13 protein-coding genes are annotated in these 13,453 nt (G+C 57.4%); 11 read left to right on the top strand and 2 right to left on the bottom strand.

The window, feature by feature from the left end:
- Nucleotides 1-6: 6 nt before the first annotated feature.
- From yjjG to deoD, 11 genes are all read left to right on the top strand, one after another.
- The gene (yjjG, locus tag KB890_RS10745; RefSeq protein ID WP_004146044.1) at nucleotides 7-684 is read left to right on the top strand and encodes a pyrimidine 5'-nucleotidase; all 678 of its coding nucleotides are present in this window, start codon (nucleotides 7-9) and stop codon (nucleotides 682-684) included.
- Nucleotides 685-774: 90 nt separating this feature from the next.
- Nucleotides 775-2,364, top strand: coding sequence for a peptide chain release factor 3 (prfC, locus tag KB890_RS10740; protein ID WP_002887711.1), 1,590 nt, complete (start codon nucleotides 775-777; stop codon nucleotides 2,362-2,364).
- A 219-nt stretch (nucleotides 2,365-2,583) separates the two neighbouring features.
- On the top strand, nucleotides 2,584-3,204 hold the full coding sequence (gene osmY / locus KB890_RS10735) for a molecular chaperone OsmY (protein WP_004146042.1): 621 nt from the start codon (nucleotides 2,584-2,586) through the stop codon (nucleotides 3,202-3,204).
- 129 nt (nucleotides 3,205-3,333) lie between these two features.
- Nucleotides 3,334-3,495, top strand: a complete 162-nt coding sequence (locus KB890_RS10730) for a DUF1328 domain-containing protein (RefSeq protein ID WP_002887716.1) — start codon at nucleotides 3,334-3,336, stop codon at nucleotides 3,493-3,495.
- Between the two features lie 153 nt (nucleotides 3,496-3,648).
- Nucleotides 3,649-4,722: a patatin-like phospholipase family protein gene (locus KB890_RS10725; protein ID WP_004146038.1), complete on the top strand. Its 1,074-nt coding sequence runs from the start codon at nucleotides 3,649-3,651 to the stop codon at nucleotides 4,720-4,722.
- Entirely contained in the window at nucleotides 4,719-5,513 is a 795-nt protein-coding gene (locus KB890_RS10720) for a metal-dependent hydrolase (protein WP_004192101.1), read from the top strand. The genes KB890_RS10725 and KB890_RS10720 overlap by 4 nt, the downstream gene beginning before the upstream one ends.
- Nucleotides 5,514-5,643: 130 nt before the next feature.
- Nucleotides 5,644-6,921: a NupC/NupG family nucleoside CNT transporter gene (locus KB890_RS10715; protein WP_009309164.1), complete on the top strand. Its 1,278-nt coding sequence runs from the start codon at nucleotides 5,644-5,646 to the stop codon at nucleotides 6,919-6,921.
- A gap of 416 nt (nucleotides 6,922-7,337) precedes the next feature.
- On the top strand, nucleotides 7,338-8,117 hold the full coding sequence (gene deoC, locus KB890_RS10710; protein WP_002887784.1) for a deoxyribose-phosphate aldolase: 780 nt from the start codon (nucleotides 7,338-7,340) through the stop codon (nucleotides 8,115-8,117).
- Nucleotides 8,118-8,230: 113 nt separating this feature from the next.
- Complete coding sequence (gene deoA, locus KB890_RS10705; RefSeq protein ID WP_211778013.1) at nucleotides 8,231-9,553, top strand: thymidine phosphorylase; 1,323 nt, start codon at nucleotides 8,231-8,233, stop codon at nucleotides 9,551-9,553.
- Between the two features lie 52 nt (nucleotides 9,554-9,605).
- Entirely contained in the window at nucleotides 9,606-10,829 is a 1,224-nt protein-coding gene (deoB, locus tag KB890_RS10700; RefSeq protein WP_004151380.1) for a phosphopentomutase, read from the top strand.
- A 102-nt stretch (nucleotides 10,830-10,931) separates the two neighbouring features.
- On the top strand, nucleotides 10,932-11,651 hold the full coding sequence (gene deoD, locus KB890_RS10695) for a purine-nucleoside phosphorylase (RefSeq protein ID WP_002887789.1): 720 nt from the start codon (nucleotides 10,932-10,934) through the stop codon (nucleotides 11,649-11,651).
- Nucleotides 11,652-11,731: 80 nt separating this feature from the next.
- On the opposite strand, the gene lplA is transcribed toward deoD, so the two are convergent.
- On the bottom strand, nucleotides 11,732-12,748 hold the full coding sequence (gene lplA / locus KB890_RS10690) for a lipoate--protein ligase LplA (RefSeq protein WP_002887791.1): 1,017 nt from the start codon (nucleotides 12,746-12,748) through the stop codon (nucleotides 11,732-11,734).
- Nucleotides 12,748-13,395, bottom strand: a complete 648-nt coding sequence (locus KB890_RS10685; protein WP_002887794.1) for a YtjB family periplasmic protein — start codon at nucleotides 13,393-13,395, stop codon at nucleotides 12,748-12,750. The genes lplA and KB890_RS10685 overlap by 1 nt, the downstream gene beginning before the upstream one ends.
- Between the last annotated feature and the right edge of the window lie 58 nt (nucleotides 13,396-13,453).

Here is a 13,453-nt window from a genome sequence, read left to right as displayed (position 1 = left end):
GATACGATGAAATGGGACTGGATTTTCTTTGATGCCGATGAAACGCTGTTTACGTTTGATTCTTTCAGCGGCTTGCAGCGGATGTTTCTCGACTACAGCGTGACCTTTACCGCCGAAGATTTTCAGGACTATCAGGCCGTGAACAAGCCGCTATGGGTGGATTACCAAAACGGCGCCATCACCTCGCTGCAGCTGCAGCACCAGCGTTTTGACAGCTGGGCGGAACGTTTGAATGTGCCGCCCGGGGAACTCAACGACGCGTTTATGAATGCGATGGCGGAAATCTGTGCCCCGTTGCCGGGCGCGGTCTCGCTGCTCAACGCGCTGCAGGGCAAGGTCAGAATGGGCATCATCACCAACGGCTTTACCTCGCTGCAGCAGACTCGTCTGGAGCGGACAGGTTTACGCGATCACTTTGATTTGCTGATTATTTCTGAACAGGTGGGTGTCGCCAAGCCGGACGCGCGTATTTTCGATTATGCGCTGGCGCAGGCGGGTAACCCACCGCGCTCGCGGGTGCTGATGGTCGGTGATACCGCCGAGTCGGATATTCGCGGCGGCGTGAACGCCGGACTGGCGACCTGCTGGCTCAATGCGCATCAGCGCGAGCTGCCGGCGGACCTCGAGCCGGACTGGACGGTGACCTCGTTAAGCGAACTGGAGCAGCTCCTGTGTAAACACTGATTGCCTCCCCCCCGTTGATGGGTAAAATAGCCGCAATTTTTCGTATTCCACATGCGTGGCCCATGGCCGCGTTTACTTAGAAGATTAATTATGACGTTGTCTCCTTATCTGCAAGAGGTGGCCAAACGCCGCACTTTTGCCATTATTTCTCACCCGGATGCCGGTAAGACCACCATCACCGAAAAGGTGCTGCTGTTCGGACAGGCGATTCAGACCGCCGGTACAGTAAAAGGTCGTGGTTCCAGTCAGCACGCGAAATCCGACTGGATGGAGATGGAAAAGCAGCGTGGTATCTCGATCACCACCTCGGTAATGCAGTTCCCGTATCATGACTGCCTGGTGAACCTGCTGGATACCCCGGGGCACGAAGACTTCTCCGAAGATACCTACCGTACCCTGACGGCGGTGGACTGCTGCCTGATGGTGATTGACGCGGCAAAAGGCGTCGAAGATCGGACCCGTAAGCTGATGGAAGTCACCCGTCTGCGCGATACGCCGATCCTCACCTTTATGAACAAACTTGACCGTGATATCCGCGATCCGATGGAGCTGCTGGATGAAGTCGAGAACGAGCTGAAAATCGGCTGCGCGCCGATTACCTGGCCTATCGGCTGCGGCAAGCTGTTCAAAGGCGTTTATCATCTCTACAAAGACGAAACCTACCTGTATCAGACCGGTAAAGGCCACACCATCCAGGAAGTGCGTATCGTGAAGGGGCTCAACAACCCGGATCTCGACGCGGCGGTGGGGGAAGACCTGGCGCAGCAGCTGCGTGACGAGCTGGAGCTGGTGCAGGGGGCGTCGAATGAGTTCGACAAAGATCTGTTCCTGGCCGGGGAAATCACCCCGGTCTTCTTCGGAACCGCGTTAGGTAACTTCGGCGTTGACCATATGCTGGATGGCCTGGTGGAGTGGGCCCCGGCGCCGATGCCGCGCAACACCGACACGCGTGAAGTCACCGCCACGGAAGAGAAATTCACCGGCTTCGTGTTTAAAATTCAGGCCAACATGGATCCGAAACACCGCGACCGCGTGGCTTTCATGCGGGTGGTGTCCGGCAAATATGAAAAAGGTATGAAGCTGCGTCAGGTGCGTATCGGCAAGGACGTAGTGATTTCCGACGCGCTGACCTTTATGGCGGGCGATCGCTCGCACGTTGAAGAAGCGTACCCAGGCGATATCATCGGCCTGCATAACCACGGCACCATTCAGATTGGCGATACCTTTACCCAGGGCGAGATGATGAAGTTCACCGGTATTCCGAACTTCGCGCCGGAACTGTTCCGTCGTATTCGCCTGAAGGATCCGCTGAAGCAGAAACAGCTGCTGAAAGGGCTGGTTCAGCTCTCTGAAGAGGGCGCGGTCCAGGTCTTCCGCCCGATCGCTAATAACGATCTGATCGTTGGCGCCGTCGGCGTGCTGCAGTTTGACGTGGTGGTAGCGCGTCTGAAAAGCGAATACAACGTGGAAGCGATTTACGAATCGGTCAACGTGGCCACCGCGCGCTGGGTTGAATCTACTGACGTGAAGAAGTTCGAAGAGTTCAAGCGGAAAAATGAAGTTCAGCTGGCGCTGGATGGCGGCGATAACCTGACCTACATCGCCCCGACAATGGTCAACCTGAACCTGACGCAGGAGCGTTACCCTGACGTGGTGTTCCGCAAAACGCGCGAGCACTAATCCCTGACGAAGCGCGGCGCAGGCCGCGCTTTTTTCTGGTTACGCTCCCGTTCCCTTCCTTCTGGAAAGTTCTTAAAACACCGCTAATTCGTCTGTTTTTTATCCATATCCTCCGCAACCCCTTCGTCTGTCTACTATATTTAATTCGTGTTTTTAAAAATGCTGGCGTAATTCACTGCGATAAGACGCCAGCGCTGGTGAAAAAACGAGGACATAACGATGACCAGACTAAAGAATGCCAATATGTTGCTGGCGCTCTTCTTAGGCTTAGCCGCGTTGAACGCCTCGGCAGAGACGGAAAAAACAACGGTAGACAGTGCGAAGTCGGCTGCCAGCAATGCGGGAGAGGCGGTAGATAATTCGATTAACAAAGTCGGCGATTTTATGGATGACAGTACCATTACCGCACGGGTAAAAGCGGCGCTGATCGACCATAAAGATATTAACTCCGGCGATATTTCGGTGAAAACGGAGAATAAAGTGGTCACCCTCAGCGGCGACGTCACCAGTGCTGAACAGAAAAGTCAGGCACTGAGCGTAGCGAAAGAGGTCAAAGGCGTCTCACACGTTAACGACAAGCTGACGGTCCATCATAAATCATCGAGCGAGACGGCGACGCTGAAAGGCTATGCCGGGGATACCGCCATTACCAGCGAAGTGAAAGCCAAGCTGCTGGCGGATGACATTGTCCCTTCGCGCAATGTGAAAGTCGAAACCAACGCCGGCGCGGTACATCTGACCGGTACGGTGGCTTCCGCGGCGCAGGCGGAGCGTGCCGCAGAGATTGCGAAAGCGGTCTCCGGTGTGAAAAGCGTGCGCAACGATCTTAGCGTTAAGTAAACCGAGTTATTAACAAAAGTGTTGTCTGGCCAAGGTTGCCGAACGAATAGCAGCATCCACTGAGCGATGAGCTATACAGAAAGGGTGCGCAAACCGCTGTTCACCGTCCATTATGGTAAGGAGAAAAGTATGTTTCGATGGGGAATTATTTTTCTGGTCATTGCATTAATTGCTGCGGCTCTGGGCTTTGGTGGTCTGGCGGGTACGGCCGCTGGCGCTGCGAAAATCGTCTTTGTCGTCGGGATTATCCTGTTCCTGGTGAGCCTGTTTACAGGACGCAGACGTCCTTAGGCGGCCCGCGATGCGGGCGATACTGAAGCCTAAGCATTTTTACTGACACGTCATCTTACACAAAGCCAGTCCTGAGGACTGGCTTTCGCGGTTTAAGCGGCGGGCAAATTGCGTTACCTTGTCAGGAGAAGATCAATCGAACAGGAAAGCAGGGTGGGGCAACGCATTCCCGTCACGCTGGGCAATATCGCCCCGCTGGCGGTTAAACCCTTCCGACCAGGCAAGCTGGCGCTGGTATGCGAAGGCGGAGGACAGCGAGGGATTTTTACTGCCGGGGTGCTGGACGAATTTATGCGCGCCGGATTTAACCCCTTTGACCTGATGCTGGGTACTTCCGCCGGCGCGCAAAACCTCTCCGCCTACATGTGTAATCAGCAAGGCTATGCCCGCAAAGTTATCACCCGCTACACCACTTCACGCCAGTTTTTCGATCCGATGCGCTTTGTGCGCGGCGGCAACCTTATCGATCTCGACTGGCTGGTTGAGGCCACTTCGCAGCAAATGCCGCTTGCCATGAACTATGCCGAAGCGCAGTTCGCGTTGGGGAAAGAGCTGTGGCTATGCGCTTGCCGCGGTGACGATTACTCCGCCAGCTATTTTTCGCCGACGCCGCAAACGTGGCTGGATCTGATCCGCGCCTCCAGCGCCATCCCCGGCTTTTATCGCAGCGGCGTGTTGCTCGACGGCGTTAGCTACCTGGACGGCGGCGTCAGCGATGCGATCCCGGTGCAGGAGGCGGCCCGCCGCGGCGCCCAGACCATCGTGGTGATCCGTACCGTCCCTTCGCAGATGTTTTATACCCCGCAGTGGTTCAAGCGGATGGAGCGCTGGCTGGGAGAGAGTAGTCTGCAACCGCTGGTCAATTTGGTGCATCATCACGAAACCACCTACCGCGCCATCCAGCAGTTCATCGAGAAACCGCCGGGTAAGTTGCGGATCTTCGAAATCTATCCGCAGCGGCCGCTGCGCAGCATGGCGCTTGGCAGCCGACTACCGGCGCTGCTGGAGGACTACAAAACCGGGCGCCAGTGCGGCCGTTATTTCCTGGCAACGGTGGGTAAACTACTGGCCGACCAGCCGCCGCTGCTGCGCCACGCGCCGCGTATTGCCCGGCCCGCGCCGGTGGTGGTGCCGCCGGTGCCGGTGGCCAATGAAGCGCCCCAGGCGACCATCATTCCTGCGCCCCAGGCGAATGACCCCAGTTTTGATCATGAGGATCTGGCGTGACGCACCGTTTTATCGATACCCACTGTCACTTTGATTTTCCCCCCTTCGCGGCAGATGAGGTCGCCAGCCTGGCGCGTGCGGCGCAGGCCGGCGTCGGGCGAATTATCGTTCCAGCCATCTCTGCTGAGCGTTTTAGCCGCGTGCTGGCGCTGGCAGCTCAGCACGAAGCGCTGTACGCCGCGCTGGGTATGCATCCGATCGTCATCGAAGAGCATACTGATGAGGGACTGGCGCAGCTGGAAGCCTTGATGGCGCAGCGGCCGCCTAAACTGGTGGCGGTGGGAGAGATTGGCCTCGATCTTTATCGCGACGATCCGCAGTTTGATCGTCAGCAGGCGCTGCTGGAAGCGCAGCTGAGGCTGGCGAAGCGTTACGATCTGCCGGTGATCCTCCACTCCAGACGCACCCACGATAAGCTGGCGATGCTGCTGAAAAAACATGCCCTGCCGCGTACCGGAGTCATCCATGGCTTTGCCGGCAGCCTGCAGCAGGCCGAGCGCTTCGTTCAGCTTGGCTATAAGATCGGCGTTGGCGGCACCATTACCTATCCCCGCGCCAGTAAAACCCGTGAAGTGATGGCGCGTCTGCCGCTTTCCGCTCTGCTGCTGGAGACCGATGCGCCGGATATGCCGCTAAATGGCTTTCAGGGACAGCCCAATCGACCGGAACAAGCTGCACGGGTATTTGAGGCGCTGTGTGAACTGCGTCCGGAGTCGCCGGCAGCCATAGAAGAAGGGATCATGCACAATACGCTCGCCTTGTTTTCCCTTCCCCCGGTCTCTGTATGGTGATCGATTTCTCATAATTGTCCATCCATATCATTGATTTGCTTAAAATGTGTGAAGCCAGACGGGCAGGATAGTTTCAGGCCGATATAATCACGCGGTTAGTACTGGACTATCAAAAACACAGGGAATCTGTATGCAAATCCTCATGGGACTTATCGGCATGGTGGCGCTATTGGCCATTGCTGTGCTGCTCTCCAATAACCGAAAAGCCATTAACCTGCGCACCGTGCTCGGCGCCTGGATAATCCAGGTGGGTATCGGCGCGTTAATATTGTATGTACCGGCCGGGCGCGCGGCGCTATTAGCGATGTCGAATGGCGTCGCCAGCGTTATTGCCTACGGCAATGAAGGGATTAGTTTCATCTTCGGCGGGCTGGTCTCCGATAAAATGTTCGAGGTGTTTGGCGGCGGCGGCTTCGTCTTTGCCCTGCGCGTGCTGCCGGTGATCGTCTTCTTCTCGTCGCTGATTGCCGTGCTTTACTACCTGGGCATTATGCAGCTGGTCATTCGCATTCTCGGCGGCGCGCTGCGGGCAGTGCTGAAGACCTCACGTACCGAATCGCTGTCGGCCACGGCGAACATCTTTGTTGGCCAGACCGAAGCGCCGCTGGTGGTACGTCCTTATATCGCCACCATGACTCGCTCGGAGCTGTTTGCGGTCATGTGCGGCGGCCTGGCCTCGGTGGCGGGCTCGGTACTGGCGGGCTATGCGCAGATGGGCGTTCCGCTGGAGTACCTTATTGCCGCGTCGTTTATGGCGGCGCCGGGAGGCCTGCTGTTTGCCAAAATTATCGTACCGGAAACGGACAAACCGGACGATAACCCGGCTCATGACAGCCAAAGCGCTGACGCGGATAAACCGGCCAACGTGCTGGATGCTGCCGCCTCCGGCGCCGCGTCTGGTATGCAACTGGCGCTCAACGTCGGCGCGATGCTGCTGGCGTTTATTGCGCTGATCGCCCTGCTGAACGGCATACTCTCCGGCGTCGGCGGCTGGTTTAACCATCCTGAGCTGTCGCTGCAGATGATCCTCGGCTGGATCTTCTCACCGCTGGCGTGGGTGATTGGCGTGCCGTGGCACGAAGCGACGGTGGCGGGGTCGTTTATCGGCCAGAAGCTGATCATTAACGAGTTCGTGGCCTACATGAACTTTGGCGAATATTTAAAGGCGGATGCCGAAGTGGCGGCGGCCGGGCTGCAGGTCATTTCAGATCACACCAAAGCCATTATCTCTTTCGCGCTGTGCGGCTTTGCCAACCTGTCATCGATCGCCATTCTGATTGGCGGACTCGGGGGAATGGCGCCCAACCGGCGGCAGGATATCGCTCAGCTTGGGCTACGTGCGGTAGCGGCGGGGACGCTGTCCAACCTGATGAGCGCCACCATCGCCGGGGTTTTTCTCGCCCTGTAAGCCTGTCTCCTGAACCAGCGGCCACCGTGCCGCTGGTGTTGCTGTAAATGTGATAATTCCATCACCACTCTCTTTTTTGAAAAAAGGTTTATATTTCAATTTGTAGCGTTTTTATTGCCCGTAAGTTGGGCAAAATGTGCGCCACGCTATCGAGTGTACCTGTTATTGTGTGTTAGAATTATCACATTCTCATCGGCGGTATAGTATCGATTATGCTTAAGAGGGGACTAACGATAATTGCTGCGGTATTGAGTGCTAATTTGTGATTTTAATCACGTTACAGTAATGCAAATTAGTAAGTAGTTTTCATTAACTGTGATGAATGTCGAAGTGTAACGACGAGCGAATGTTACAATAGTAACAGACTCGCAAGGTGAACAAACTATTGATCCGGCATGACGCCGGCGGAGTATGAAATGACTGATTTAAAAGCAAGCAGCCTGCGCGCGTTAAAACTGATGGACCTGACCACTCTGAATGACGACGACACCAATGAGAAAGTCATTGCCCTGTGTCATCAGGCGAAAACGCCGGTGGGTAACACCGCGGCGGTCTGCATCTACCCGCGCTTCATCCCGATCGCCCGTAAAACGCTGAATGAGCAGGGGACGCCGGATATTCGCATCGCCACGGTCACCAACTTCCCGCACGGGAATGACGATATCGACATTGCGCTGGCGGAAACCCGCGCGGCGATCGCTTACGGCGCTGACGAAGTGGACGTGGTCTTCCCGTACCGCGCGCTGATCGCCGGCAACGAGCAGGTCGGTTTCGAGCTGGTGAAAGCCTGTAAGGAAGCCTGTGCGGCGGCTAACGTGCTGCTGAAAGTGATCATCGAAACCGGTGAGCTGAAAGAAGAAGCGCTGATCCGTAAAGCGTCTGAAATCTCTATCAAAGCCGGGGCCGATTTCATCAAAACCTCGACCGGTAAAGTGCCGGTGAATGCCACGCCGGAAAGCGCGCGCATCATGATGGAAGTGATCCGCGATATGGGCGTTGAGAAAACCGTTGGCTTCAAACCGGCGGGCGGCGTGCGCAGCGCGGAAGACGCGCAGCAGTTCCTGGCGATCGCTGATGAACTGTTCGGCGCCGACTGGGCCGATTCTCGTCACTATCGTTTTGGCGCATCCAGCCTGCTGGCTAGCCTGTTGAAAGCCCTGGGTCACGGCGACGGCAAGAGCGCCAGCAGCTACTAATCCCTTGATTTGCCGGATGGCGCTGCGCTTATCCGGCCTACGAATTGATGCCTGTAGGCTGGATAAGGCGCTCGCGCCGTCATCCGGCAATTTATTCTCTTTGGGAGGTTACCGTGTTTCTCGCACAAGAAATTATTCGTAAAAAACGTGATGGTCAGGCATTAAGCGATAAAGAGATCCGCTTTTTCATCAACGGCATCCGCGACAATACTATCTCTGAAGGGCAGATCGCCGCGCTGGCGATGACCATCTTCTTCCACGATATGTCTATGCCGGAGCGCGTTTCGCTGACCATGGCGATGCGGGATTCCGGTACCGTTCTGGACTGGAAAAGCCTCAACCTTAACGGTCCGATCGTCGATAAACACTCTACCGGCGGCGTCGGGGATGTCACTTCGCTGATGCTGGGGCCGATGGTGGCCGCCTGCGGTGGTTACGTACCGATGATCTCCGGCCGCGGCCTCGGCCATACCGGCGGTACGCTGGACAAACTGGAAGCGATCCCGGGCTTCGATATCTTCCCGGACGACAACCGCTTCCGCGAGATTATAAAAGATGTTGGCGTGGCAATTATCGGGCAGACCAGCTCCCTTGCCCCGGCCGACAAACGTTTCTATGCCACCCGCGATATTACCGCGACGGTGGACTCCATCCCGCTGATTACCGCCTCGATTCTGGCGAAGAAGCTGGCGGAAGGGCTGGATGCGCTGGTGATGGACGTCAAAGTCGGCAGCGGCGCGTTTATGCCGACTTATGAACTCTCTGCCGCGCTGGCCGAAGCGATCGTGGGTGTCGCCAACGGCGCCGGCGTGCGCACCACCGCGCTGCTGACCGATATGAATCAGGTACTGGCCTCCAGCGCCGGCAACGCCGTTGAAGTTCGCGAAGCGGTGCAGTTCCTGACCGGCGAATATCGCAACCCGCGCCTGTTCGACGTGACAATGGCGCTGTGTGTGGAAATGCTGATCTCCGGCAAGCTGGCGGCGGACGATGCCGAGGCGCGCGCGAAGCTGCAGGCGGTGCTGGATAACGGTAAAGCGGCGGAAGTGTTTGGCCGTATGGTCGCGGCGCAGAAAGGGCCGAGCGACTTTATCGAGAATTATGCTAATTATCTGCCGACGGCGATGCTGAGCAAAGCAGTCTATGCTGATACCGAAGGTTTTATCAGCGCGATGGATACTCGCGCGCTGGGCATGGCAGTGGTTTCTATGGGCGGCGGCCGCCGTCAGGCATCGGACACCATTGACTATAGCGTTGGCTTTACCGAGATGGCGCGTCTGGGTGACCGCGTCGACGGACAGCGTCCGCTGGCGGTGATCCATGCCAAAGACGAGAACAGCTGGCAGGAGGCCGCGAAAGCGGTCAAAGCGGCCATTAAACTGGACGATAAAGCCCCGGAAATTACACCGACAGTCTATCGCCGTATCACTGAATAGCGATATACTGATCTGATCGCTTTTTTGCAGCGCAAGATGTATGGAGAACAAGATGAAACGTGCATTTATCATGGTGCTGGACTCCTTTGGGATTGGCGCAACGGAAGACGCAGACCGCTTTGGCGACGTCGGCGCCGATACGCTGGGCCACATTGCAGAAGCCTGCGCCAAAGGCGAGGCTGACCACGGCCGCAAAGGCCCGCTGAATTTACCGAACCTGACCCGTCTGGGTCTGGTGAAAGCGCATGAAGGCTCCACCGGTAAAATTGCCGCGGGTATGGATGGCAATGCCGAAGTGATTGGCGCCTATGCCTGGGCGCATGAACTTTCTTCCGGTAAAGATACCCCGTCCGGCCACTGGGAAATCGCCGGCGTGCCGGTGCTGTTTGACTGGGGCTACTTCAGCGACCAGGAAAACAGCTTCCCGCAGGAGCTGCTGGATAAGCTGGTGAAACGCGCCAACCTGCCGGGCTATCTCGGCAACTGCCACTCCTCCGGGACGGTGATCCTCGATCAGCTCGGCGAAGAGCATATGAAAACCGGGAAACCGATCTTCTATACCTCCGCTGACTCGGTGTTCCAGATCGCCTGTCACGAAGAGACCTTTGGCCTCGACAAGCTGTATGAGCTGTGCGAAATCGCGCGTGAAGAGCTGACCGAAGGCGGCTATAACATTGGTCGCGTGATTGCTCGTCCTTTCGTGGGCGACAAAGCCGGTAACTTCCAGCGTACCGGTAACCGTCACGACCTGGCGGTAGAGCCGCCGGCGCCGACCGTGCTGCAGAAGCTGGTCGATGAGAAAAACGGCCACGTGGTGTCCGTGGGTAAAATCGCCGATATCTACGCCAACTGCGGTATCACTAAGAAAGTGAAAGCCACCGGGCTGGACGCGCTGTTCGACGCGACCATCAAAGAGATGAAGGAAGCGGGCGACGAGACTATCGTCTTCACTAACTTCGTCGATTTTGACTCCTCCTGGGGCCACCGTCGTGACGTCGCTGGCTACGCGGCGGGTCTGGAGCTCTTCGACCGCCGTCTGCCGGAGCTGATGGAGCTGGTTGGTGAAGACGACATTCTGATCCTCACCGCCGACCACGGCTGCGACCCGACCTGGACCGGTACTGACCACACCCGCGAGCATATCCCGGTGCTGGTGTACGGCCCGAAAGTGAAACCAGGTTCGCTCGGTCACCGTGAAACCTTCGCGGACATCGGCCAGACTATTGCGAAATACTTTGGTACGTCTGACATGGAATATGGCAAAGCCATGTTCTGAGGTCATTGCCCGGTGGCGCACAGCGATCCGGGCCTACGATTTGTAGGCCGGGTAAGGCGTAGCCGCCACCCGGCAAAAACAACAATGTAAAAGGAACTGAAGATGGCAACTCCTCACATTAACGCAGAAATGGGCGATTTCGCTGACGTCGTTTTGATGCCGGGCGACCCGCTGCGCGCGAAGCACATTGCAGAAACCTTCCTCGAAGACGTGCGTGAAGTGAACAACGTGCGCGGCATGCTGGGCTTCACCGGTACCTATAAAGGCCGCAAAATCTCCGTGATGGGCCACGGGATGGGTATCCCGTCCTGCTCTATCTACACCAAAGAGCTGATCACCGATTTCGGCGTGAAGAAAATCATCCGCGTGGGCTCCTGCGGCGCGGTGCGTGAAGATGTCAAACTGCGTGACGTGGTGATCGGCATGGGCGCGTGCACCGACTCTAAAGTGAACCGTCTGCGTTTCAAAGACCATGATTTTGCGGCGATTGCCGATTTCGGCATGGTGCGTAATGCGGTAGACGCGGCGAAAGCGCTGGGCGTTGACGCGCGCGTCGGCAACATCTTCTCCGCAGACCTGTTCTATACGCCGGACCCGTCCATGTTCGACGTGATGGAAAAATACGGCATTCTGGGCGTGGAAATGGAAGCGGCGGGTATCTACGGCGTGGCGGCGGAGTTCGGCGCGAAAGCGCTGACCATCTGCACCGTCTCCGACCACATCCGTACCCACGAGCAGACCACTGCCGCTGAACGTCAGACGACCTTCAACGACATGATCAAAATCGCGCTGGAATCCGTGCTGCTGGGCGATAAAGAGTAAGAGCTGTTGTGCCGGGTGGCGGCTTCGTCTGACCCGGCCTACGGTTTTCCAGGCCCGCTAAGCGCAGCGGGCTTTTTTTATCAGCGCACTGCGCCGGCAATCCACGCCGACAGTTCTTTCAGTTCCGCTTCCTGCTCCGGGAAATCGCCGACCAGCGCCTCGCACTGCTGCTGTAATACTTCTGCCCGATACTGACAGCCGACTAAGCGTGCCGCCAGGGCCTCCAGCGGCGCCGGGTTCAGGCTATCGGTAAAGGCCTGCGCGCGGGTGATATGCCCTTTTTCGACGTCAAAATGCAGCTCAACGCCGCCCCAGCGAAAGCGCTCGTCCAGAAGATGAGAGAAGGCCGGCGCCTGGCCGAAGTTCCACTCCCAGCTGCTCTGACGGGCGAAGGTCTCAGCAAAATTTGGTAGATCCGGCGTGTTGTCCGGGGAGATCACCTCGGCGTCCACCCGTTCGCCGTAATGGCTGAAGAATGCTTCCTGGATCGCCTCGCAAACTTGCTGATGGGTAATGCCCGGCAGCAGCTCAACCAGGTTCGCCACCCGTCCGCGCACCGAGGTAATGCCTTTAGCCTGCAGCTTTTTCTGGTCCGGGTTGAGGTAGTTGGCGAGACGGCTTAAATCGGCGTTGAGTAGCAGGGTACCGTGATGAAAACCGCGGTCCATGGTTTCACGATAGGCGGAGCCGGAGACTTTGCGGTCGCCGCTGTCGGTTTTGACCACCAGATCGTTGCGCCCGGAGGCTTCGGCGGTTACGCCGAGTGAATTAAGCGCCGCCAGCACAATAGCGGTGGAGACGGTTTTGTCGTACTCCGGTTTGCCTGCCATAAAGGTAAAGCAGGTATTGCCGAGGTCGTGGAACACCGCGCCGCCGCCGCTGCTGCGACGGGCCAGCCGCACATGGTCTTCCTCCATGCGGCGGGTATTACACTCCTTCCACGGGTTCTGCGCGCGGCCGATGACCACGGTATCGGCATTGCGCCACAGGAACAGCACCCGCTGGGTGGCGGGCATCTGGCGGAAAATGCACTCCTCGACCGCCAGGTTGAACCACGGGTCGTAAGAGTCAGAGAGCAGGAGGCGCAATGTGGACATTATAGATTTCCTTTCTTTTCATCGTCTTCATCCTCAACCGGCTTGTTGGCGGTGAGCAGGAAGGGCGATTGCTGCCAGCGGGTGCGTTTGCCCTGCAGCAGCGTGCGGGTCAGCACCACGCCGATAGCCAGGGACAGTAACAGCATCAGGCGTAAGATATTGGTGGTATTATCCACCTGCTTCGCCTCGGTCGCCAGGGTATGAGTATCGAGGGTCAGACGCAGGTAGCCCAGCGGGCCGTTTTTTCCTGGCACCGGTTCGACAATCTGCTGGTTGAAGTAGCCGCCGGCTTTTTTACCATCCAGCGCCAGCCGGTCGCGAACCTCGACGCTTTCGCCAGAGCGCGCCACCAGGTCGCCCTGTTCGTCATATACCCCGGCGTCCAGGACGCGGCTGTTATGGGTTAGCTGGGTCAACAGCTGATTGATGCGCTTCTCGTCAGGCGTCTCGCTGCGCATCAGCGGCGCGAGATTCAGCACCACCTGCTGCGCCAGCGTGCGGGCCAGCTCTTCCAGCTGCGGATTGCGTTGTTTCTGACTGTTCTGACTGAACCACGAAGCGCCCTGCATCAGCGCGACGAGCAGGGCGAGACAGATAAGAACAATGACCGCACGATGCAGCCGGAATTTCAGTTTTGCGCGAACCATATTCCACCTTTGAAAATTTGCAGCTTAATGTTGCCAGAAGCGCTGGTTACAAGGTAGC

The organism is Klebsiella sp. P1954, from assembly GCF_018199955.1.
Taxonomy (GTDB): domain Bacteria; phylum Pseudomonadota; class Gammaproteobacteria; order Enterobacterales; family Enterobacteriaceae; genus Klebsiella; species Klebsiella pneumoniae.
The sequence above is the reverse complement of the archived record's forward strand: the minus strand, read 5'-3'. Positions and strand labels throughout refer to the sequence as shown.

Bases quoted from the DNA above. Each gene is read 5' to 3' on its own strand.
- deoC (WP_002887784.1), top strand. From the start codon at position 7,338: ATGACTGATTTAAAAGCAAGCAGCCTGCGCGCGTTAAAACTGATGGAC.
- yjjG (WP_004146044.1), top strand. From the start codon at position 7: ATGAAATGGGACTGGATTTTCTTTGATGCCGATGAAACGCTGTTTACG.
- KB890_RS10715 (WP_009309164.1), top strand. From the start codon at position 5,644: ATGCAAATCCTCATGGGACTTATCGGCATGGTGGCGCTATTGGCCATT.
- prfC (WP_002887711.1), top strand. From the start codon at position 775: ATGACGTTGTCTCCTTATCTGCAAGAGGTGGCCAAACGCCGCACTTTT.
- deoD (WP_002887789.1), top strand. From the start codon at position 10,932: ATGGCAACTCCTCACATTAACGCAGAAATGGGCGATTTCGCTGACGTC.
- KB890_RS10685 (WP_002887794.1), bottom strand. From the start codon at position 13,395: ATGGTTCGCGCAAAACTGAAATTCCGGCTGCATCGTGCGGTCATTGTT.
- KB890_RS10730 (WP_002887716.1), top strand. From the start codon at position 3,334: ATGTTTCGATGGGGAATTATTTTTCTGGTCATTGCATTAATTGCTGCG.
- osmY (WP_004146042.1), top strand. From the start codon at position 2,584: ATGACCAGACTAAAGAATGCCAATATGTTGCTGGCGCTCTTCTTAGGC.
- deoB (WP_004151380.1), top strand. From the start codon at position 9,606: ATGAAACGTGCATTTATCATGGTGCTGGACTCCTTTGGGATTGGCGCA.
- lplA (WP_002887791.1), bottom strand. From the start codon at position 12,748: ATGTCCACATTGCGCCTCCTGCTCTCTGACTCTTACGACCCGTGGTTC.